A 21,415-nucleotide genomic window follows, 5' to 3' on the forward strand; every position below is an offset into this window, starting at 1 on the left:
ATGAGCGATAGTTCTACAATAAAGAAGTTATCTCAGCATTTCGGATTAAACGATTAACTGTCATTTAATAATCACGTTGTAGCGCGATCGCATCTCTCTTGTAGCGTCCATTCATTCACTCAAAAACAACGCCGCGATAAATTTCCGCCATCGGCAAATCAATATTAACTGAATCTAAAGAAATAGATAGTTCTAAGCCACTAAAATCACTGAGCAACCAACCTTTGGCTTGTTTACTATAGCGTTCAACAAAAGGTTCATTCTGTTCTACTAATAAATATTCGCTAAAACTCTCAATTGAGCGATACATCCGAAATTTACTAAGTCGGTCGTAATCTGCGGTGGAAGGAGATAGAACTTCAACAATTAGCATCGGATTCAAGACTTCATCTAAGCGATCGCCATTTAATTGCGGTTCGCCGTCAAAAACCATTACGTCTGGATATACTCCACGTCGATGTTCGGGAATCCACAGCCGTAAATCGCTGTTAATTGGCTCAAATTGAGTATCGCGCATCACAGTACTAAAATAGGTCAGAATGTTCCGACCAATGCGGCTGTGTTTAAGGGTTCCTCCAGACATGGGTACAATTTCTCCATCTCGATATTCGCTGCGTCCTTCGGCTTTTTCTTCGATCGCACGATATTCATCCAAGCTGTAGCGGCGCGAGATGGTAGAAATCATAGATTGTAGGCGATCGCACTGGCTATATGACAACAATATTATTTTGTCACAAATTTGGTTGTGAGGAGATATCTTCTCTTTTCTACGAGATGCTGCGCGATCGCCTTCAGATTCTGTAAAGGCGAATGTGTCTACACTTAATGCTGCTTGAATGGGATAAACGATAGAATTTAGGCAAAGACTTTATCTTTCTGGTTAGCTATCTACGATGTCTGCAAGAGATAGGTTTCATGCATTGGTCAGGATTGCCCTTGAGAAAGAAGGATGGGTAATTACTCACGATCCATACCATATTGATTTGGGGTTTGTTGATTTTTATATCGATTTAGGTGCAGAACTATTGCTAGCAGCGACAAAGGATGAGGAAAAGATTGCAGTTGAAATCAAAACGTTTTTAGCACCCTCAACGATTTCTGAGTTTCATATTGCAATTGGACAATTTATTAACTACCGCATTGCTTTGGAAGATGACGATCCAGAGCGGCGGTTGTATTTGGCAGTTCCGCTCGACGTTTATAAGCGATTTTTCAGATATCCATTTATTCAAACAGTCATTGTGCGTAACAAAATTCCCCTTTTAGTGTATGACACAGAAAAACAGGAGATTGCAGAATGGATAAGCTAATTTTGTATCGTGAACTAATTCAGAAATTATTGACGGCGCGAGGAAAGTTGCGTTCTGAGAGCGATCCAATAGAAAGTCAAACTATTTTTGACACTACAAAAGACCACTATCAGCTTGTGTATGTAGGATGGAAGGATAGTAGTACCCGGATTTACGGCTGTGTGCTGCATGTAGATATCAAAGATGGAAAAATTTGGGTGCAGCATGATGGAACAGAGGATGCGATCGCAGATCAACTTGTGAGCGAGGGAGTACCTAAGCAAGATATTGTCATAGCATATCATGCACCTCATGTAAGGCAGTATACAGAGTTTGCTGTAGGCTAAACCTATTTAAAAAGCCTGTTTGCGATCGCTACTCGCAAACAGACTTGACTTGTTCACCTTTCTAATTAAGCCTGCTCCCAAAGCTGACGTACATAATCAGGTAGCCAGCTAGCAATTTCCTGAATCCGCTCTTCGGAAAGCTCGTCTTTGGTGGCAGAAAACACTGCTTTAACCGCTTGCTCTCGGTCTACTGAGCGCGGCATTCCGCTTTCATTAGCAACTCGGAATAGGAAGCGATCGGAATCGATATTGAAGATACCTGAACCTTTCCAGGGTGGACGAACCCGGCTTAAAAATCCCACAATGGGATTGGTGTCTTTCCAGAGATCGGACACTTCAAACTGGAGTGCTTTCTCATCTGTAGGTACTGCCTCTGTATGCAGTTCTGCCTCGACGCGATCGCTGGCTTCTGTCGTCATCACGTCGCGCATCACGCGAAACACAACTTCAGTAAAATCCCTTGCATCATAGGGGTCTGCAAATCCGCCTTTGACCTGGACTTTTTCTAGGAACGAGCGATGTTCGTCAGCGATCGCAGTTCGATTATCTTCAATCTCCGTTGGATCAACTTCTGGAATATCTGTTCTAAAACTTTGATCTGGCATTGTTTTTTCTTCTGGTTATTAATTTTGAGTCTTTATGCTTACTTTATGTAAGGTCGCACAAATCAAAAAGCCTTGGAATCTTCCAGAAGTTTGAGATGCCATTTATTCAAAAGTTAGAAATTCATCTGATTTGCATGGATACAGGTAGCAGGACTACGCCTCTACAAAGGTTTTGGATAACACATATTTAATTTCTGAAAATATCATATCTATTCTATTGAGTAGAGCAATACTCTTAGTGTTTTTGCTCGTTGTAGACATCGCCCATTGGTACCAAAAAACAGTGAAAATAGATGAGTTAGTATAAAAGCAGCCGAAACAAAGATGCTAGAAACAACAAACATCGAAATTCACACTTCCTATGTCAAAGTTCCTAACAATGGCTTAGAAATCGATGCTTATTTAGCTCAACCAGCACAAAATGGAACTTTTGGCGCGGTTATCGTTTTTCCAGAAATTTTTGGTATCAACAGCAATATTCGAGATATCACCGAATTAATTGCTAAACAAGGTTATGTCGCGATCGCCCCGGCGATGTATCAACGTATTGCTCCGGGTTTTGAGGCTGACTTTAGTCCAGAAGATATTGGCTATAGCCCAGAAGCCTATCGGCTGGGGTTGGAATATTATCAACAAGTAAAATATCAAGAGATATTCAGTGATATTCAAGCTACCATTACTTATCTCAAAACTTTACCCAATGTCAAAGATGATGCGATCGGTGTGATTGGTTTCTGTTTTGGCGGTCATGTTGCTTATATGGCTGCAACTTTACCGGATATCAAAGCCACAGCTTCGTTTTATGGTGGCGGAATTACCACTGCTAGTTATGGTGAAGACACTCCAACCATTAATCGTACTTCAGAAATTAAAGGTACTATTTATGCATTTTTTGGGACAAGAGATACATTAGTTTCTCAGGAAGAAAACGAGCAAATCGAAGCAGAATTAAAGAAACATCACATAAATCATCGTGTATTTCGATACGATGCAGGACATGGATTCTTTGCCGGATTTTTCAAAGACAAGTACCCATTTATGAAACAACATCCAAGTTATAATCCTGAAGCTGTTCCTGATGCTTGGCAACATGTTTTAGAACTGTTTCAAAATCACTTGTGAGAAATCCGGGAATCGCATCGATCATGCAAGGTGCGTTACCTGAACAACAACAAACTTTGCCTTAGTAAGCTATGTGTCAGCCAGGGGCATACCGAAAATTATATGTATCTGCTCTAAAAAAATATACATAATGATTTGTACAATAAACAGATATATAATTTCCCTCTTCGTGTATGCCTTTATTCTTAGAGCAAGTTGAAAAGACAATACAAGAAATCGACTGTCTTGCTGACCCTTTAAGTCAGCGATATGGACGTTTACTTAACTGGCAAAATCCACCTGATCCGTTTTGGCATTATGGGATTGGTCTGTCAGATACACGCATTTTTGATACAGGTTGTGGGTTGTGTTCCTTTGAAAGAAGGGAGTCAAAATTCGTTGTTGGCATTGACCATATTGCTTTTGAGCCGAAGCAAACAATTGAGCGGCTCAAACAAGCCCTTCATGTTTTTGCTAATTGGGAGTACACTTTCACTGGCTGGAATTGTGAACACCTTGGTCGATTAGTTGCAACAGATGAACCAAGATGTTATCAAAGTAGTTTCATTTGGTGGTTGTCCGATATGACTCCTGAAGGAAACCACAAAACCGCACATCAAATCTTTCGAGATTACCTAAAGAAGGTTGATCCTAGTCTTACTCGGTAGTGCCATCGCTTGATCGCGTAGGAATTGTTTTTCAACCAGCCTCCATAAGCGCAGCCTATTTACCCCTGACGATCAACTCGAATTAAAATATCTGCGTATATACGAAGCAGCTTTTTGTAGACATCGCACTCATTGGACAAGAGTGCGATCGCAGTATGTCTTTAAGCTTTTGAGTTTTTCAGCAGTAATTGACAACCACATAAAAACGGGTTTGGATTTTCTATGCGATCGTCTGCAAGCACTTCAATGGGGAGCTTGCTGTTGTAAATCAATTCGTCATAATCCATCAATGCATCCCATTTAATCTTGCCAGTCGGGAAGCCTAGCTGTGAAGCTGCATCAGATATTAATTCTTGCCATTTCTGAATCTCTGGATCTTGCGATTTGCAGTAATCGAGAATGGCAATCAAGGCACCGGGCTTAGTAACTCGTAGGATCTCTGCAAGGGCGCGGACTGGATCGCTAACGACACAGAAGGTAAATCCCGATGCTGCTGCATCAAAACTATTATCAGGAAAATCAAGATTGCAGAGATCCGATACTTTGAAGGTGATGTCTGCGGATACGTGTTTTTTACGTGCTTCATCCATCATCTTCTCAGAGAGATCGACACCGACGACACGTACACCTTCAGGATAGGCTGGAAGATTAAGACCAGTTCCTACCGCAGCATCCAATACGGTTTGTCCTGGCTTTAGCTGCAAGGAAGCAATTAAGGGTTCGCGCTCGATGTGCCAGTAACGCTTCATAATTGCGTCATAATCCACCGATCCCCGATCGTAGGTTTCAATCACCTGATGTATTTGCATAGATTTTTTAACAAACAGGACTACTGATTTGAACTATCTGTTCAACTGTATAATCTGTTTGCGGCCAAAACTTGTATATTCTCTTACCAATAAAAAAAACTTCATAGTATACTGTTTTACCAACAAAATAACTTTATAATTGTCTTTTGACCGAACAATTTCTATAGCAACAAAGTGACAAGAGCAGTTGGTGTATTATCAAAAATCGCGAGCGATCGCCCTAAACGGCAAATCATTGCTCAAGCTTCGGAAATTAGCAAAGGTATTGTTACTAACAGCACTTTCCAAGTCAAAGAAGTACACCCCTCCCCGACTTGAAATCTGCTGTATAATTCAAAACTCTCTACATCTTCCTCTTCCCCGATCGCAGCCTCAACCATTCCTTAACCGCAGAGGAATCTGAATGATAAACTCGGTTCCTTTTTCAGGAGTTGAGAAACACTCTAGTTTACCGCCATGTTTTTCTGTGATGATTTGGTAGCTGATGGACATACCCATTCCGGTTCCTTTGCCAACGGGTTTAGTGGTGAAAAAGGGATCGAATATTCGTTGCAGAAATTCTTGAGAAATACCAACTCCGTTATCAGCGATCGCCACTTCTAACCACGTTGAATTAACTACCGATGTGCGAATCTTAATTTGACTGGGATTTTCCTTAATTTCCTGATATGTAAGCTTAGTATTATTTTCTTCTAACGCATCAATCGCATTTACTAAAATATTCATAAATACCTGATTGAGTTGTCCGGCATAGCATTCTACTAAGGGTACAGTGCCATAGTCTTTAATCACCTCAATTTCAGGTTCTTCTGGTTTACCTTTGAGGCGGTGCTGCAAAATCATCAAGGTGCTGTCGATGCCTTCATGAATATTGACCCGTTTAAATTCTGCTTCATCAATGCGAGAGAAATTCCGTAGCGACAGTACAATTTGGCGAATGCGATCGGTGCCTACTCTCATCGAAGACAACATTTTTGGCAAGTCTTCCTGCAAGAACTCTAGATCGATGTCTTCAGCAACGGTTTGAATTTCAGCAGCAGGGTAGGGATTATATTGCTGGTACAACTGCATCAGTGCTAATAAATCCTGAGTATATTCCTGCACATGGGCGAGGTTGCCATGAATAAAGTTAACTGGATTATTAATTTCGTGTGCGATTCCAGCCACTAGTTGTCCCAAACTAGACATTTTTTCACTTTGAATAACTTGAGATTGAGTGCGCTGCAATTCTCCTAATGCATTTTTAAGTTCAGTAGTGCGTTCTTCTACTCGTTCTTCTAGTTCTTCTTTGCTTTTCTCTAAAGCACTAAAGGATTCGTGTAATTGCCCTGCCATCTGGTTGAAAGAATTAGATAGGCTATTAAGTTCTTGAATGGGGCTAGTTTCTAATGTCTGATTGAAATTACCAGATGCCATTGCCTCACTTGCCCAATTCAAGCGCAAAATCGGGCGGACAATCCAATAAGAGGTAAACACGCCCATCACAGAGGCAATGACTAATGCGCCAAAACAAAGAGCGATCGTGGTGCGCGTATTCGCGTTAATTTGGGTCATGAATGTGTCTTCTGGCACACTCACTACCACCAACCAATCCAAGCCATACTTGTCACGCCAAGGTAGAATATCCACAAAATGCCGTTTTCCTTCCACCTCAACTTTAAAATCTGTGTCTTGGGTGATAGACCCAAACCCAGAGGTTTGGAAATGTCTGGCAACATTCTGAATGATTGGATCGGAACTATCGATCGCGTGCAAGCGCCGGATCTCTTGATTGATCACGACAAAAGGCTTCTCTGTACCGGAACTAGCAATTAATGTACCATCCCGCTCCAAAAGAAACACTCGCCCAGACTGACTAATATTCAAACTGTGTAAAAAATCGCTGAGTTTTAGTAGGTGAATGTCTGTTGCAACCATTCCTAGTAAGCGACTTTGCGAATCATAAATCGGACGACTGGCAGAGGCGGCAATGTAGGGGCCACTAGGATAATTTCCAGTTACAATCTTTGCCCAAATAGGTTTACCAGCAGCAATGGGTTGGGTATACCAAGATTCACTAAAATTGTTCCAACTCCATCGAGCATTCACCTGAGTTCGATTACCTCGATCGTCTGTGGCATAAGTGGAAGTATTATTGGGAAGCTTGGCAGTCCAATCATCAATGGTAATAGTTTTGCCATCATAACGAGCGACTCCCAGCCCCTCACCCGTTGTTAGTCCAAAACCAATATAAGTTAGGTCATAAGCCTGCATCTGATCCCAGAAATACTTGCCAAGGGTTTGGCGATGCCTACGGCCGGCTGCGCCCACGCCCACATTCAATAGTCCCCTGTGAATAGCATCTGCGTTGATCTGATTAAGGGTTTGTGGAATGGAAAGATAAGACTTTAGGTGTTCATCCACGACATCGGTGGTGCGATCTATCAACTGTTGGGCTAGGTCGTTAACTGCTCTTTGTCCATTTTTAAAAGACAAATAACCCACTAAACTAACCGCTGCAAAAATTTGGATTAGGAAGGGAACAATAAGAACAATCTGTAATGGGAACGCCTTAGCTTTGCTGAGATAGGGAGTCTTCATTGCTGGAAGCTGAAAGTTGTGCTGATTTGATTTGCTTCTATAGTTCCCAAGATGTTCGCATACTCACATTTGTTGAAATTTTTTTCTCAAGTCAAAGGCGGCTTTAGGGTGGAATGGTACTTTCTTAGGCAAAAATTGCTGCCCAGATCCCCAACTTCCACCCTCTGGGTGTCTGCAAGCAGTCGGGGATCGAAATCCAGCGATTTAGTAAGTGACATTTAGATTTAGGGAGCGTTGCAGAAGTTCTTTCTCGTGTATTTGCCTTGCTTCAAAGCAAGAAAATCAGGTATTGCCCGCCCAGCTGACGCGACATAAAAAAATTAGAGTTTAATTCTAGATATTAGCGATCGCATCAGCACAGAATTTGGTTTTTCCAATGTATTTTGATGAGTTCAACTTTTAAATTTGGAGTAGTTTATGCAGCAATTTCAAGTAATCTCAGATAGTTTGAATATACGTTCAGCACCGATTGTTGATGAAGCTAATCAATTAGCATCTCTTCCCAAAGGATATATTGTATCTAAAATTCAAAATTCGGATAATGAGAAGTGGTGGAAGGTTGCAACTATTATTGAAGGAAAAACTTTAGAAGGTTTTGTCGCTCAAAAATTACTGAGTCCAGTCACAAAATTTTCGCTCAAGACTGTGATTAAAATTGGTGAAATTCCCATTCTCCAGGCAAATGGAGAATCTGCATTTTTCTATGAAGCAGGGATGAGCATTAATGCTGATGGTGCGCCTAATGCTTATCACCCCGCAGATAAAGGGATTGATTTTTTGGCAAATGCTGGGTATTCAGATAACTGGTGGGCGCTAGCTGTAGATAAAAACGGCAATCCATTTATTCAAGGCAGTACCGATCCATATCCTGGATACTATATTTCTACAACTGCATTATGCGACTCTGGATTTGCTAAACAAGATCCACGCCGCTATGTTGATTCAATAAAGATTCCGTATATTGTTCTTCCAGGAAATGATGGTTTTAGAAAAGCTACAGGCGTTAAATTAGGAGATTTGGCAGTTGTTTATAACACTAGCAATGAAAAACTCGCTTTTGCAATTTATGCTGATGTTGGCCCTAAAAACCAGATTGGAGAGGGTTCAATCGCTTTGTCTCAGGCTGTTGGAAACGAGCCATTAGTACAATCAAGAGTCAAGCGAGGAATTCCCAAGGATATCGTTTATATTGTTTTTCCGGGTTCTGGAAATGGACAGCCAAGAACAATTTCAGAAATAGAAGCTGAAACTAAACGGTTCTTTGAAATATGGGGTGGCGTAGAACGGCTCAAGTCTCTATAATCCACATTCTGCATTTCAATCAGTAGTATAATTACACAACATTTAGGGTGAGATATGAATATATACTCATCCTCCCAATTTCCAGTACAACCAGTCTCCATTACCCCTTATCCCCAGAGAGCGCCACCTGTTCGCCAGTCGCCAGTTGAATATAAATGTTTTAGTTAACTGCTAAATCTTTTATTCGCTAACTTAAATTCTATTTTATTTTACCTTTAATTAAAGTCCGCTTAAACTCATAATTTTAAAATAGGGCGACTTCAATTATTTGAAGAGTAGTTTCTTTTTCTCAAAAAGGGAAAAAGTATTGATTTTTATCACTGTTATAATCAGTGATGAATACCCATCTGGAAAATCAGCAATTTAGAAATAAACTGCTTATATACCTTGCAATGTCTATTGCTTACAGAAGTTTATGGTGAGGAAAACTGAAATGAAAATTGTTCCAAAATTAGTTTTTGCTGCTACTTTGACTTTAGGTTTTGCTACTGTAGAGTTCAAATCTGTATCTGCTGCAATTATTAATTATGCTTTCACAGTTGATAGTCCTGTAACAAAGGGAAATGGCTTTTTTAGCTTTGATGACTCAACTTTTAGTAATGAAGATAATCCCGTAGCCGCCATTAAGTCACTCTCTTTCCAATTTGATGGTGACTCTACCGTTTACACTGAAAAAGATGATACCAAATATCCAGAATTTCCTCTAGTATTTCCAACTACGTTCTCAACCGGACAGACATCTTTAGCATTAGACTATCTGTTTAACAATAAATCTAATCCTTCCAGTTCTATAAGTTACGAAATCATTGGTGAGGATTTGACAATTTTCTCTAGAACTTCTCCAGATGCTAAACCCATATCAGGTAGAGTCTCCTATACAAAAGTACCTGAACCTACACCTTTAGTTGGCGCTCTCTTTGCTTGTAGTTTTGGTTGGATAATTAAGAAAAAAGTAGCATCAATGAAAAAGATTAAAATCTAATCTTGGTTAAGTTGATATTAACGCTTTCTTTGCCAAGGATTAATCTCTTAGTAATATGCTTTTATTTGGCAAAACAACATCTAATACATTGATGCCAGAAAAAATTGGGAATTAAAACCTGATTTTGGTAAGGGAGTTAGTTACGAAGTTTGCCTAAGACCACCTGCCTTCTTCGTGTTAGCTGTTGCTGCGTTTTAACTTACCTGTTAGTCAGGAGTAGAAAATGGTAGATTACCGGAATTTTGAGCAGTTCCTACACAGTCGAATCAAACGACGCAACTTAATTATCGGGGCAGGAGCATTGTCTGGTTTGGCGATCGCTAACCAATTTTCCGATCGACGAGCGATCGCTAGAAGCAGATTTTCTAATTATCCTTTCACTTTGGGTATAGCGTCAGGCGATCCCTATCCTACTAGCGTAGTGATTTGGACTCGTCTAGCTCCCGAACCCTTAAATGGAGGTGGAATGCCACCTGCTAATGTGCCAATTCGCTGGGAAATGGCTACCGATCCCGATATGAAGCGTATTGTCTCCAGAGGTACGGTACTTGCAACTCCACAACTAGCTCACTCAGTTCGAGTTGTGGTAGAGGGACTGCAACCTGATAGTTGGTACTGGTATCGGTTTATTGTCGGTCAAGATGCTAGCCCTATTGGCCGCACTCGTACAGCTCCTCTAGCAGGTGGCTACTTAAATAAATTAAACTTTGCCCTTGTCTCTTGTCAGAACTATGAGCAGGGCTACTATACTGCTTACAAATATCTTGCCCAGGACGACCTCAGCTTAGTTGTGCATGTTGGCGACTACATCTATGAAGGAGGAATTTCAAAGAATCGCCCCAGACAGCATAACAGTGCAGAAATTGTGACTTTGGAAGATTACCGCAACCGTCACGCCCTCTATAAAACTGATTCCAATCTGCAAGCAGCTCATGCAGCGTTTCCCTGGATTGTTACCTGGGATGACCATGAAGTGGAAAACAACTATGCCAACGACATCTCGGAAGTCGATACTGAACCAGACCAGAATCCGGCAATCTTCCTCCAACGACGGGCTGCTGCCTATCAGGCTTACTACGAACATATGCCACTGCGCCCCTTTTCGCGTCCTGTTGGTGCCGATATGCAACTTTTCCGTCGGCTCGACTTTGGTAACTTAGCCACCTTCCATGTCCTAGATACCCGCCAATATCGCACCGATCAGCCATGTGGTGATGGTACTAAAGAACGTTGTCCAGAAAATTTAGATCCGAATGCAACGATTACTGGCAAGCGTCAGGAAAATTGGCTATATGATGGTTTAGATAACTCACAGGCTAAGTGGAATGTTTTAGCCCAGCAAGTTGTAGTTGCTCAGATAGACATGAAACCAGGAAAAGGCGGAACCTATAGCATGGATAAGTGGGATGGTTATGTGGCTTCCCGCGATCGCCTCATGCGTTTCTTAGAACAGCGCAAACCATCTAATCCAATCGTATTATCAGGCGATATCCATTCCAACTGGGCAATGAATTTAAAGGCTGACTTTAATAATCCAGAATCTGCTACAGTCGGGAGTGAATTTGTTTGTACTTCAATAACCTCTGGTGGAGATGGGGCAGATACCACCCCAAATGTTGAAGCTTACTTACCCGATAACCCACACATTAAGTTCTTCAACAGTCAACGGGGGTATGTTCGCTGTGCGCTGACTCCCACAACCTGCAAAACAGACTATCTAGTTTTATCAAACGTCACAACTCCATTTGGCACAATTAGTAAGCGGGCTTCATTTGTGGTTGAAGATGGTCGTCCAGAAATACAACAAGTCTAATCGTTTAATTCCCAGGTATCATAGATGGATACAGATAAATCATCAGTGTTTATCTGTATCCATCTCTGGTTTCATTTTCAGAAAATTGACTTTTGCAAGTCGATACTTTCTACCGTCAACCCAATCTACAAGAGCAACGATCGCACTAGAAATTTGTTAAACAATAATTTGATAACGGCAAGCAAAGCAGGTGATATTAATTGGGGATAACAATGCAGTGGCTCCCTAACTTACAAGATTAGCGATCGCAGTTATAGCTGCCATATTTTGATAACTACTTTAAATCCGTAAGAATCATTTTTGCTTGAAAAAATTTTGCATAGAATAGCACATATTAAGTTGTCACTGCTGGTTTCTTTCCATTGTTGCTCTCCATACTGGCAACGAATGACGGTTGCTCATCATTGATTGGTGACTTTCCTCGCTGTCTCTTACGACGCTGATTTTTAGGAACTCCTCCCGCCATACCGTACTCAACACTGCTTTTGCCATATCGAGTTCCAACTGCCATTAGCATTTGTTCTGTCATATCTCCCAACTCGCTTTCTGTTTCTAGCATTTCCCGATACAACTTATCCAAGCTGGAAAGGGCACTATTGTAAGCATTTTCTTTAGATCGCATCGTCTCGATCAGAGTTGAGAAAGCAGGTAAGGTAAGTCCATTGCCTAAATCTAACCTCGGATCAATTGAGTTTATGCTAGCCGCACGGCGCACTGCTTTTTCTAACACTACAGAAGTTCTTTTTCTCCGAGCCATAATCTACACCTAAAAATATAGTACGGTTAATATTCTTTACCTTAAAAAATTTCTGTATAGATCAGCTTGAGAGAATTCCGGCAAATCTGTAATAGTTTTTGCTACATAGCGATCGTTGTCATGAATGCGCTAACTACTGAAATGAGAAAGCAAACTGGGGTTTGAGAAAGTCAAAGTTGATTTTACTTGCGGAAAACACCAAAATAAATAAGTTAAATGGCATTTTGAGTAAGTCAAAGCTAATTTTACTTGCGGAAAACACCAAAATGAGTAAGTCATAAGGCATTTTGAGTAAGTCAAAGCTGATTTTACTTGCGGAAAACACCAAAATGAATAAGTCATAAGGCATTTTGAGTAAGTAAAAGCTTATTTTGTTAACTAAATTCGACTTTATGCATATTTTTGTACTGCAATAGCTAGCTTTGATCGTTGTGATGGTAGTGCGATCGCAAAGCATAACGCTTAAATACAGCTTGTATTATGTCTAAATGTGTCTATTAGATATAGTAATCCTGAATGATTCGTGAGAAAATACAGAAGACAAATGTAAGTAATATTTGCGACTAAGAAGGGCTAGTAGTAATGTGGATGTGATCGCTAACAGAGTTTATCGAACACAGCCAAGACAAACGTGAGGTAAAACGAGCGATTGCAGTCAAGATGTTACTTTCAGGACACAAGCTTGGCGATGTTGTCACCTGTGGGTATTAATGATGTAGAGCTAGACACTGATAAAAAGCTAACAATTGAAGCAAGCAGTATGTATCCCACTGATTAAATTTACGAGTTTGCTGTTTGTAGAGAGGTTCTTAAATCATCTTCAACATTCTTTTTGGCGATGATCATTGCTGCAAATATGTTTTTTGAAGTTTTGTATTAGCATTAAAATTTTCTGGTATTTATTGATTTTAATTTAATTAATGCAAAGTATAACTTAATCAAAAAGGAAGTCAGAAATGATTAATACTTTAACTGTTTATCAAATTAGAAAGGCTACAAACCGTTTTGTTATTGGTACTGTAGCAATGGCTATTGCTTGCAGTGGCATTGCTTTAACTCCAACTACGGCTAATGCCGTTATTAGTTACTATTCATGTAGTAAAGGAGGTTTTACAGGCACAATTGTAATCGATCACACTCCCTCCGGAAAATTTCTAGGCCCAGTAGTAAGAATCAACTATAAAATTGACAAGGGACGTAATCGCGGCGGTAATAAAGCAAATATTTATTACGATGACGAGGGGGCTCTAACACAAATCACTACCGGAGATGCAAGCATCCAAGATAATAATCAGCATGAGTTGGGTGGCCCTTATATACCAGGTCGTCAAAGAATCCTTGCTACGTTTATTTTTGATAAAAGCTCCGCTCCTGATCCTAGTTGTTCTATCACAATTCAGGCTCCGTAGATCACAAAGTTTTTCAGAAACCTTACCAATCATTAGACCTCTTGCAAAAATCCTTGAATCACTCCTCCCCAACCCTCCCCGATGTGTTGGGGAGGGGGCAATATTTCAAGTTTCCCCCCTTTATAAGGGGGGATTAAGGGGGGTCTATTCGACTTATGCAAGAGGTCTATTCATTTGTGCGGTTAAAGACTTAGATGAAACCTGCCAAATAATGTAATGATTGACTTGCGACACGTACCACGTCTCGACTACCCGGAGGTTCCTGGTGAGGGCAGATATATTATGTACCATGAAGACTCAACCTTTTTAGCACAACCGAAAAAACCAAAAGTATTTGGCTAATATAAGTTCATTATTTTAGCTTAAAGTATAATCGCATCCCTCCTATAATGTGCATTGTGCTGCACGAGAACACACTCTATTACTGGCAAGTTTGATACGATTAGTAAAGTGAGCGATCGCTTAGTCTTTTGAGCAGACTGGCGAAAACTTAGAGGTCAAAATAGTAGAGGCGTTTACTTTTTCAGCAAAAAGAGTACCATCATGAGTGTAGAAGTATCTAATTTTATCTGTGTCAGCAAAGGACATTTTTCACGAAGCAGTTAAGCAAGCTCTACAAAAAGAGCAATGGGTAATTACAGATGATCCACTCAAATTTAAATTTGGTAACGTCAACTTTCAGATTGATTTGGGTGCAGAAAGACTGGTTGCAGCCGAGAGAGCAGGTGAGAAAATAGCAGTCGAGATTAAGAGCTTTCTGAATCCTTCTGCAATTACAGATTTCTACGGGGCTTTAGGTCAATTCCTCAGTTATCGCTTGGCGCTAAAAGCAACTGAGCCTGAGCGAGTATTATATTTGGCAGTTCCAGTAGATGCCTATCGAACTTTCTTTCAACTTGAGTTCACGCAGACAGTAGTACAAATATATCAAGTTTTGTTAGTTGTCTACGATCCAGTGAATGAGGTGATTGTGCAATGGATAAAATAGCTAAGTATCGAGAGTATATTCAGACTTTGCTTACTCGTTATGCCAATGACGATGTTTCAGATGATAAGGTCGAGGCTCAACTCATCTTCGATACAGAGCGAGATCATTATCAGTGGATGAATGTGGGTTGGCAAGAATTCGACCGCATTTATCGATGTGTTATCCATTTTGACATTAAAAACGGAAAAATATGGCTTCAGCAGAACTTAACAGATCAGAATCCTGCTGAGGAGTTAGTCAAGATGGGTGTTCCCAAAAATGACATCGTTTTGGGATTGCAGCCTCCTTATAAAAGGCAGTACACAGATTACGGCGTTGCTTAAGGAGTTAGCTATATATGCAATGGTGCATTGCGCGATCGCTGATAATAATCTGGGCGATGTCAACAACAGGCTACGCCCACGTACTCTTCGGCAGAGAAAGCAAAAACACTATAGCAAAGCCTAAAAAAATAATCTAGCAAAATTCTTGTCCGCCTCACTGCCAGCCCTTATTGATTTTAAAGGATTGGATACCAGCTTTCTTATGCGATCGCTGTTTAGTTAAAGGATTACTTTGCCTCAATCCGTGAAGCCAATTGTATTAAGGTTATCTGTAGAGCAATACAGATAGTTAATCCTATTTAGACTGGATTAAATAATTGATTATACCTAAAATAATTAAATGAGCCGGGTAGAACACATAAAACCATCTAGCTCGTGAACCTTGTTTTCCATTGAATTGAAAAACAATGAATCCTGCAATAATTGCCCAATATTGCACTATATCACTTATAAATAGAGTTACTAAAATAAAGTGAAAAAAGCACCAGTAGAGCAACCATACTTGGGGTTTGAGTTTGTCTATTAGGGACATCAAGAAAATTACTGCAATCCCATATACTCTATATTCAACGCCCAAGCCCTCGGCAACTACTGCACACAAGCCGATAATTATTAATTGCTGCCATAATTGTGAGTAACGCTTTATTAAGCGCAACATCACAAGTCCAAGAAGAAGCGTGAACAGAATATTAAGTGATAAGCTCTGGAAAACAATAGTGTAGATTGGTTGAGATATTATTGCTGTAATTAATAGTCTCCTCCCATAGCGGTGTACATTATGGGTATGTTTTTCGCCTTCAGCCAGAAGCCAGGCAAAGAGGGGAAAGCTCAATCGCCCCAATAAGTGCAAGATTACTAACTCCGGCATTAGCAAATAGCACACATGATCCATAACCATGAATACAGCTGCTAAAATTTTAATGCTAAAAGCTGAAACTTTAATCACAACGTTACCGTTACCTTAGATTGCTTGATATAAAATCCCTAAAATCTGATTAATTTAATATAATAGTTATTCAAAATCCTAACAATTTGATAACATTAACAAAAAGGGCAATGTCTATGATGGGCTATTCCGCGTCGCCCTGTTCAGCAGAAAATGCAGAAACACTATGGCAAAGCGAAAAAAAAGCAATCTTCAGTGGATAAAAGAAACGCTTGAACTCAAACCCGATCATCGTTGGGAATCTCCATCAGGTTACAAAATTTTTGTAGCAGATCGAGGCGCTGTTCGCTTGAATGTTCCCCAAAGTTGGGTTTTTGAGCCACAAGAGAAATCCTTCAAGTTCATGGATAAAAAACCGCCTAACGATGATTGCTGTCTAGAAGTATCTTTTAATCGCCTGCCACCCAATGACTGGAGCCAGTTTCCGCTCAAATCCACCTTGAAGAAAGTCTTGGAAGACGACAGCCGCAACGTCATTGAGAGAGGAGAAATTATTACCGTCAAGCGTCAAACTGCCAGAATTGTCTGGACAGAGATGAAGTTCATTGACACTCAAGAAGAACCACGGGAAGCTTTTTCGCGGACTTGCATTGGTTTGGGGTCGAATGTTCAATGCTTGATTACATTCGATTATTGGGCAGATCAAGCAGAGCAACTAATACCCGTTTGGGATGAAGCTATCCGTAGCCTCACATTAGGGTTGTATATTCGCGACCCCATGACTGGTCTAGCTTTCCCAGACTAAAGCCCAAGAATAATTGCTCAAACTTCTTTAAAGATAGAAAACACTATGCTTTTTTGGAGCGGACTGTCGAGATATCTTGGTGTGTATGCACAGGTTGTTTGGGCGTTGCATATTTGGGGCAGCACTCCCAATGCCCAATTCCTTTATGCTAAATTTGGAGCGGGATAGTAACAAAGTTACAAAGCTATAGTTTAGGTTCTATACGCCTAACTGGTGCGCCAAGCTTTTGCATAAGCGTATACCGCCGAGTCCTTTAAACTATACCATCGTTTGATTAGCTCAGTTGGTAGAGCGATCGACTCATAATCGATTGGTCACAGGTTCGAGTCCTGTATCAAACCCCAGGAAGTTAGCTCACTGGTAGAGCAATCGACTCATAATCGATGTGTTGTAGGTTCGATTCCTATACTTTCACCCAGAACCCTGTCCGGGTTAAAAGACAATACCCTTCCAAGGTAGCCAATATGGTACGGATCTTAACAGATTCGAGACCCCTCATTTTCTCAACTCTGCGGTGCAGTGTTCTGCTGTCGGTCATTACTCGTAAGGGTAATGTTCGGTAGCTACAGTCAAGGAGTAAGCGCAACTGCATTTCTCCCTAACTTGAGTATGTCCCTTCGTTTTCTACATCTAGTTTTCTTTTAGGATTCTAGATTGGTAAATTGAACGGTATATTTGAGCGCGGTTCTTTTTCTAGATTGTCATTGAGCAGTTTGGGAAAAGTAACAGCAATCTTAATCCAGCTTTGGAGAAGCTTTTGCCCACACCTAAACTGTAAACACTTGCACTTGCAGAGTAAAAAAAAGCTTTTGTATTATGTCCAGCAAAAATCTAAGCACTACCCCATTAGCGGCTGAAAATAATCTAGAAAAGTTGCAAACTGATAATTTAGCATTTTTGCGATCGCTACGCCAGCCGCAGGCATCGCATGGTTTAGCTGAATATAATACTGCCGAAGAAATAGCCTTTGCAATGGGAATAAGCTTAGAAAAACTGCGCTTTTTAACAACTAGTACATCCCTAACTAGACATTACCTCCCTTTCAAAATTTCAAAAAAGGTAGGTGGAGATAGAATTATTTCTGCACCAAAGCCCGAACTTAAAGCTGCTCAAAGGTGGATTCTAGATAATATTTTAGAAAAATTAGAAATTCACAATGCAGCGCACGGCTTTTGTAAAAATCGTTCGATAGTCACCAATGCCAAACCACATGTTGGTGCAAATGTAATAGTCAATATTGATTTACAGAATTTTTTTCAGTCAATTTCTTACAAACGTGTCAAAGAATTATTTTCTGGGTTTGGTTATTCAGAATCTACGGCGACAACTTTCAGTTTGATTTGTACGACTGCTGAAATAGTAATAAATGGACAAATTAACAATACAGCTTCAGAAAACCGCCATTTACCTCAAGGTTCGCCTGCAAGTCCGGCTATTTCTAATCTAGTTTGCCGTAATCTCGATAGTCGTCTTGCTGCGATCGCTGAAAATCTTGGGTTTTGCTATACGCGATACGCTGACGATTTAACATTTTCTGCTTCTGGGAATGCATCGTCTCAAATATCTAATTTGATTAAAAACACTAAATTTATTATTACTAGTGAAGGTTTTACTGTTAATGATAATAAAACCAAGATTTCCGGTAAATCAGTGCAGCAGGAAGTAACAGGTGTTATTGTAAATAAGCAATTAAATATATCTAAAAAGACATTAAAAGCCTTTCGCGCAACTCTATATCAAATAGAACAAGAAGGTTTATCAGGAAAAACTTGGGGAAAATCAACTAATTTAATTGCCGCAATTACCGGGTTTGCAAATTATGTAGCAATGATTAACCCGACCAAAGGTGCAGAATTTAAGTCAAGCGTGGAACGTATCAAGCAGAAATATGGTGACTCCCAAACAGATGAAGTACGTTTTTAAAGCTGCTTATTTTGCTAGAAAAGGTTTATTTAGGCGTACCTGAGCAAATAAAAGCCAGAGCGGATATAATTCGCCCTTTCACTTTTTTCCTGTGTTAAATTTGAACCGGGATAGTAACAAAGTCACAAAGCTGTAGTTTGGGTTCTGTATACCCAACTGGTACGCTAACCTCTGGTAATAGCGTATACCGCCCAGTACTTTCAACTATTTCACCATGAAAGTTAGCTCATTTGGTAGAGCGATCGGTGTATCGCCGATTAGTTGTAGGTTCGATTCCTATACTTTCGGGCAAAAACCCTCGCCCTGGGTACGGGCACCTTGTTAGGGACAAGGCCGCAGAATTATTGGGTATTCAAAAAGACCCAATCAAAAAACTTTTTGTTTTTTCTACTCTGTCATGCAGGTATTTATAACAGTCAAGGAGCTAGCGCAACTGTATCTCTCCCTAACTTGAGTATGTTCCTTCCTTTTCCTACATCTGGTTTTCCTTTGGGGATTCTGGATTGGCAAAGCGAACGGCATATTTGAGCGCGGTTCTCTTTTTTTAGATTGCCATTGAGCAATTTGGGAAAAGTAACAGCAATCTTAATCCAGCTTTGGAGAAGCTTTTGCCCGCACCGGAACTGTAAAAACCTGCACTGGCAGAGTAATATCAATTCAAAATTCAAAATGACGCTCGCGGACTCGCTTGCCGCCGGCGCTAACAAAATTCAAAATTAGGAAAGCTAGACAGAACAAAGGTATGTCCGTATGTATCTGTCGCATTCTTTTTTAAAATTGGTATAAATATTTTTGTAGTATAATAATACAAATAGCTAAAACCAATCCTTTAGCCTTTGTTTATAGGGTTATAAAACCTAAGAACCTCAAGATAAATTCGGACTGTTGCCGTACTAAAACTGTGATATACAGGTGGTACTTTAGTTCAAGCAAGGTTATAAATGTTTTTATCAAATCTTCTTAGCTAGTTGCGTTGGCGTAGCCCGTCGTAGACATCGCTACGCCCAACCCAGGCATCGCCTAGCTTACTTCAGCTATCACACAAATTATTTATGCAAATTACTATGTGGCAAACGTTTTATATCAAACCTAACGAAATCGGCATCTTATATCACCGCAGTGATTTTAAGAAAATTTTGCAACCTGGTACACATACATATTTAGGTCGGCATTGGCAAGTAAAAATTTATGACCTCAATCAGCCACTAGCTCAAATTGAAAACCTAGAACTGTTGTTGCGAAATCACCAAGCCGAACTACAAGAACACTTATTGATTATCAGAACCGCATTCAATCAAGTTGCATTAGTCCGCTACGGTCAGAATTGGGTAAGCGTTGCACCAAATAAATTGATTGCTTTTTGGCGTGGTTTTATTGAAGTAGAGTCTCATATATTCAACTTGGAAGAAAGCTTAGAATTACCTAGTTACTTTGTACAGCAATTGCGCTCAGTTGCGTTGAATGGAGTGAAGAAGTTCCAAATCTCAGAGTATGAGATTGGTTTACTATATCTGCAAAATAATTTTGTGCGACCTTTAGAACCAGGAGAGTATGCTTTTTGGTCGGTAGATAGAGATGTTACAGTCCGAATTCTCAGTCGGATTATCCCTAACCCAGACTTTCCCCTAGAAGATGTACTCATTGAAAAACATCCCGACTTTATAGCTGCTTACTGTGAAACCGTGCAATTACAGACTTCGCAAGTTGCAATTGTGCGATATCGAGGGAAAGTGATTTCGATTTTGCCACCCACCACCCGGAAGTTATTTTGGCAGGGTGTTGCAGTGGAAATTCTCGACATCAGCACTGATGCTCAGTTACAGCCTAACTTAGTGGCTGAGTTGGTTGAAGGTTCAACAGAAGTGAAATTGCTCAGTCGCAACTGTTTGCATATTTGCCAAGTTCCCGCCCAACATGTGGGACTAGTATACATTAATCAAGAGTTTCAAGGACTGCGATCGCCAGGAGTACACGCTTGGTGGTTATTTGGCCGCTCTTTTCAAACCGAAACCATTGACCTCCGACTGCAAAATATGGAAGTATCCGGTCAAGACATCCTCTCTAAAGATAAAGTACCTCTGCGGTTAAACTTGACCGCAGGCTTTCGCATACTCGACCCATTGAGGGCAAAAAACGGGTTATCAGATATTTCTGGTTATTTGTACAAAGAATTACAGTTTGCTTTGCGTGGTGCAGTCGGCGAACGTAACTTAGATACTTTATTAGAAGATAAAGGTGCAATTGATAGAAGTATATCTGAATACATTCGCCAGAAAGCCGCAGAATATGGAATTGAAGTAGATTCTGTCGGTGTCAAAGATATTATTTTACCTGGTGAAATTAAGACTATCTTGAGCAAGGTAGTCGAGGCAGAAAAAGCCGCTCAAGCAAACGTAGTCAGGCGTAGAGAAGAAACTGCTGCTACTCGCAGTATGCTAAACACTGCTAAAGTGATGGAGGATAACCCCGTTGCATTGCGTCTAAAGGAACTCGAAGTATTAGAGCGGATTGCAGAGAAGATTGATCGCATTCAAGTTAACGGCAGTTTGGATAGTATTTTGACAGACTTGATTCGGATGAATCCGCAATGATTTAGTTATTAAAAGCGATCGCACTATCTCGGAAATTAGTTTTATTAACGCGCAATCATCGGGATTTAGGCAAAGTACCCGGACTGTTAATTGAGGATTGGACGGTTTAATGCGTAGGCGCAGTCCGTCGTAGACATCGCCTAGTTTATTGTCGAGTGAGGGCGATACCGAACAGCCCGCCGTAGATATCGCTTAGGTGTTAAATTAAACACAATAATACTGCAATATCAGTCATTA

Annotated in this window: 20 protein-coding genes and 3 tRNA genes; 17 read left to right on the forward strand and 6 right to left on the reverse strand. The window is 40.4% G+C overall.

The window, feature by feature from the left end; all coding sequences use genetic code 11:
- Nucleotides 1–115: 115 nt before the first annotated feature.
- Complete coding sequence (locus RMY32_RS12840) at nucleotides 116–685, reverse strand: Uma2 family endonuclease (protein WP_322715372.1); 570 nt, start codon at nucleotides 683–685, stop codon at nucleotides 116–118.
- A 208-nt stretch (nucleotides 686–893) separates the two neighbouring features.
- Here RMY32_RS12840 and RMY32_RS12845 point away from each other — a divergent pair, with 208 nt between their 5' ends.
- Both RMY32_RS12845 and RMY32_RS12850 read left to right on the forward strand, forming a co-directional pair.
- Nucleotides 894–1,310: a XisH family protein gene (locus RMY32_RS12845; protein WP_322715333.1), complete on the forward strand. Its 417-nt coding sequence runs from the start codon at nucleotides 894–896 to the stop codon at nucleotides 1,308–1,310.
- Nucleotides 1,298–1,636 (forward strand): XisI protein, encoded by a 339-nt coding sequence (locus RMY32_RS12850; RefSeq protein ID WP_322715334.1) that lies wholly within the window; start codon nucleotides 1,298–1,300, stop codon nucleotides 1,634–1,636. The genes RMY32_RS12845 and RMY32_RS12850 overlap by 13 nt, the downstream gene beginning before the upstream one ends.
- 65 nt (nucleotides 1,637–1,701) lie before the next feature.
- Here RMY32_RS12850 and RMY32_RS12855 read toward each other — a convergent pair whose 3' ends face one another.
- Nucleotides 1,702–2,241 (reverse strand): DUF2267 domain-containing protein, encoded by a 540-nt coding sequence (locus RMY32_RS12855; RefSeq protein ID WP_322715336.1) that lies wholly within the window; start codon nucleotides 2,239–2,241, stop codon nucleotides 1,702–1,704.
- 324 nt (nucleotides 2,242–2,565) lie between these two features.
- Between RMY32_RS12855 and RMY32_RS12860 the strand changes: the two genes are divergently transcribed.
- Entirely contained in the window at nucleotides 2,566–3,363 is a 798-nt protein-coding gene (locus RMY32_RS12860) for a dienelactone hydrolase family protein (RefSeq protein ID WP_322715338.1), read from the forward strand.
- Between the two features lie 173 nt (nucleotides 3,364–3,536).
- Nucleotides 3,537–4,010 carry a hypothetical protein gene (locus RMY32_RS12865; RefSeq protein WP_322715340.1) on the forward strand — a complete coding sequence of 158 codons (474 nt, stop codon included), beginning with the start codon at nucleotides 3,537–3,539 and terminating at the stop codon, nucleotides 4,008–4,010.
- Between the two features lie 161 nt (nucleotides 4,011–4,171).
- Here the strand turns inward: RMY32_RS12865 and RMY32_RS12870 are convergent, their stop codons facing one another.
- On the reverse strand, nucleotides 4,172–4,819 hold the full coding sequence (locus RMY32_RS12870; protein WP_322715341.1) for a class I SAM-dependent methyltransferase: 648 nt from the start codon (nucleotides 4,817–4,819) through the stop codon (nucleotides 4,172–4,174).
- A 174-nt stretch (nucleotides 4,820–4,993) separates the two neighbouring features.
- Between RMY32_RS12870 and RMY32_RS12875 the strand changes: the two genes are divergently transcribed.
- The gene (locus tag RMY32_RS12875) at nucleotides 4,994–5,137 is read left to right on the forward strand and encodes a hypothetical protein (RefSeq protein ID WP_322715343.1); all 144 of its coding nucleotides are present in this window, start codon (nucleotides 4,994–4,996) and stop codon (nucleotides 5,135–5,137) included.
- 54 nt (nucleotides 5,138–5,191) lie between these two features.
- Here RMY32_RS12875 and RMY32_RS12880 read toward each other — a convergent pair whose 3' ends face one another.
- On the reverse strand, nucleotides 5,192–7,399 hold the full coding sequence (locus RMY32_RS12880) for an ATP-binding protein (RefSeq protein ID WP_322715345.1): 2,208 nt from the start codon (nucleotides 7,397–7,399) through the stop codon (nucleotides 5,192–5,194).
- Between the two features lie 417 nt (nucleotides 7,400–7,816).
- Here RMY32_RS12880 and RMY32_RS12885 point away from each other — a divergent pair, with 417 nt between their 5' ends.
- From RMY32_RS12885 to RMY32_RS12895, 3 genes are all read left to right on the forward strand, one after another.
- Nucleotides 7,817–8,701 (forward strand): glycoside hydrolase family 75 protein, encoded by an 885-nt coding sequence (locus tag RMY32_RS12885; RefSeq protein WP_322715347.1) that lies wholly within the window; start codon nucleotides 7,817–7,819, stop codon nucleotides 8,699–8,701.
- Between the two features lie 433 nt (nucleotides 8,702–9,134).
- On the forward strand, nucleotides 9,135–9,683 hold the full coding sequence (locus tag RMY32_RS12890) for a PEP-CTERM sorting domain-containing protein (RefSeq protein WP_322715348.1): 549 nt from the start codon (nucleotides 9,135–9,137) through the stop codon (nucleotides 9,681–9,683).
- 223 nt (nucleotides 9,684–9,906) lie between these two features.
- Nucleotides 9,907–11,496: an alkaline phosphatase gene (locus RMY32_RS12895; RefSeq protein ID WP_322715349.1), complete on the forward strand. Its 1,590-nt coding sequence runs from the start codon at nucleotides 9,907–9,909 to the stop codon at nucleotides 11,494–11,496.
- 334 nt (nucleotides 11,497–11,830) lie between these two features.
- On the opposite strand, the gene RMY32_RS12900 is transcribed toward RMY32_RS12895, so the two are convergent.
- On the reverse strand, nucleotides 11,831–12,253 hold the full coding sequence (locus RMY32_RS12900) for a hypothetical protein (protein ID WP_322715351.1): 423 nt from the start codon (nucleotides 12,251–12,253) through the stop codon (nucleotides 11,831–11,833).
- Between the two features lie 956 nt (nucleotides 12,254–13,209).
- Here RMY32_RS12900 and RMY32_RS12905 point away from each other — a divergent pair.
- The 3 genes from RMY32_RS12905 (at nucleotide 13,210) to RMY32_RS12915 (ending at nucleotide 14,973) form a co-directional block, all read left to right on the forward strand.
- A complete protein-coding gene (locus RMY32_RS12905; RefSeq protein WP_322715352.1) occupies nucleotides 13,210–13,662 on the forward strand; it encodes a hypothetical protein in 453 nt (150 codons plus the stop codon).
- A 571-nt stretch (nucleotides 13,663–14,233) separates the two neighbouring features.
- On the forward strand, nucleotides 14,234–14,650 hold the full coding sequence (locus tag RMY32_RS12910) for a XisH family protein (RefSeq protein WP_322715354.1): 417 nt from the start codon (nucleotides 14,234–14,236) through the stop codon (nucleotides 14,648–14,650).
- A complete protein-coding gene (locus RMY32_RS12915; protein WP_322715356.1) occupies nucleotides 14,638–14,973 on the forward strand; it encodes a XisI protein in 336 nt (111 codons plus the stop codon). The genes RMY32_RS12910 and RMY32_RS12915 overlap by 13 nt, the downstream gene beginning before the upstream one ends.
- 295 nt (nucleotides 14,974–15,268) lie before the next feature.
- Here the strand turns inward: RMY32_RS12915 and RMY32_RS12920 are convergent, their stop codons facing one another.
- Nucleotides 15,269–15,919, reverse strand: a complete 651-nt coding sequence (locus RMY32_RS12920) for a TraX family protein (RefSeq protein ID WP_322715358.1) — start codon at nucleotides 15,917–15,919, stop codon at nucleotides 15,269–15,271.
- 166 nt (nucleotides 15,920–16,085) lie between these two features.
- Between RMY32_RS12920 and RMY32_RS12925 the strand changes: the two genes are divergently transcribed.
- The 6 genes from RMY32_RS12925 (at nucleotide 16,086) to RMY32_RS12950 (ending at nucleotide 21,178) form a co-directional block, all read left to right on the forward strand.
- On the forward strand, nucleotides 16,086–16,664 hold the full coding sequence (locus RMY32_RS12925; protein WP_322715360.1) for a hypothetical protein: 579 nt from the start codon (nucleotides 16,086–16,088) through the stop codon (nucleotides 16,662–16,664).
- Between the two features lie 268 nt (nucleotides 16,665–16,932).
- Nucleotides 16,933–17,008, forward strand: a tRNA-Met gene (locus RMY32_RS12930).
- A tRNA-Met gene (locus tag RMY32_RS12935) sits at nucleotides 17,008–17,082 on the forward strand. Before RMY32_RS12930 ends, RMY32_RS12935 begins: the two co-directional genes overlap by 1 nt.
- 398 nt (nucleotides 17,083–17,480) lie before the next feature.
- Nucleotides 17,481–18,587 carry a reverse transcriptase family protein gene (locus tag RMY32_RS12940; RefSeq protein ID WP_322715362.1) on the forward strand — a complete coding sequence of 369 codons (1,107 nt, stop codon included), beginning with the start codon at nucleotides 17,481–17,483 and terminating at the stop codon, nucleotides 18,585–18,587.
- A gap of 215 nt (nucleotides 18,588–18,802) precedes the next feature.
- A tRNA-Ile gene (locus RMY32_RS12945) sits at nucleotides 18,803–18,875 on the forward strand.
- 776 nt (nucleotides 18,876–19,651) lie between these two features.
- A complete protein-coding gene (locus RMY32_RS12950; protein ID WP_322715373.1) occupies nucleotides 19,652–21,178 on the forward strand; it encodes a slipin family protein in 1,527 nt (508 codons plus the stop codon).
- Nucleotides 21,179–21,415: the final 237 nt, after the last annotated feature.

Source organism: Nostoc sp. ChiSLP03a, from assembly GCF_034531215.2.
Lineage (GTDB): Bacteria > Cyanobacteriota > Cyanobacteriia > Cyanobacteriales > Nostocaceae > Nostoc.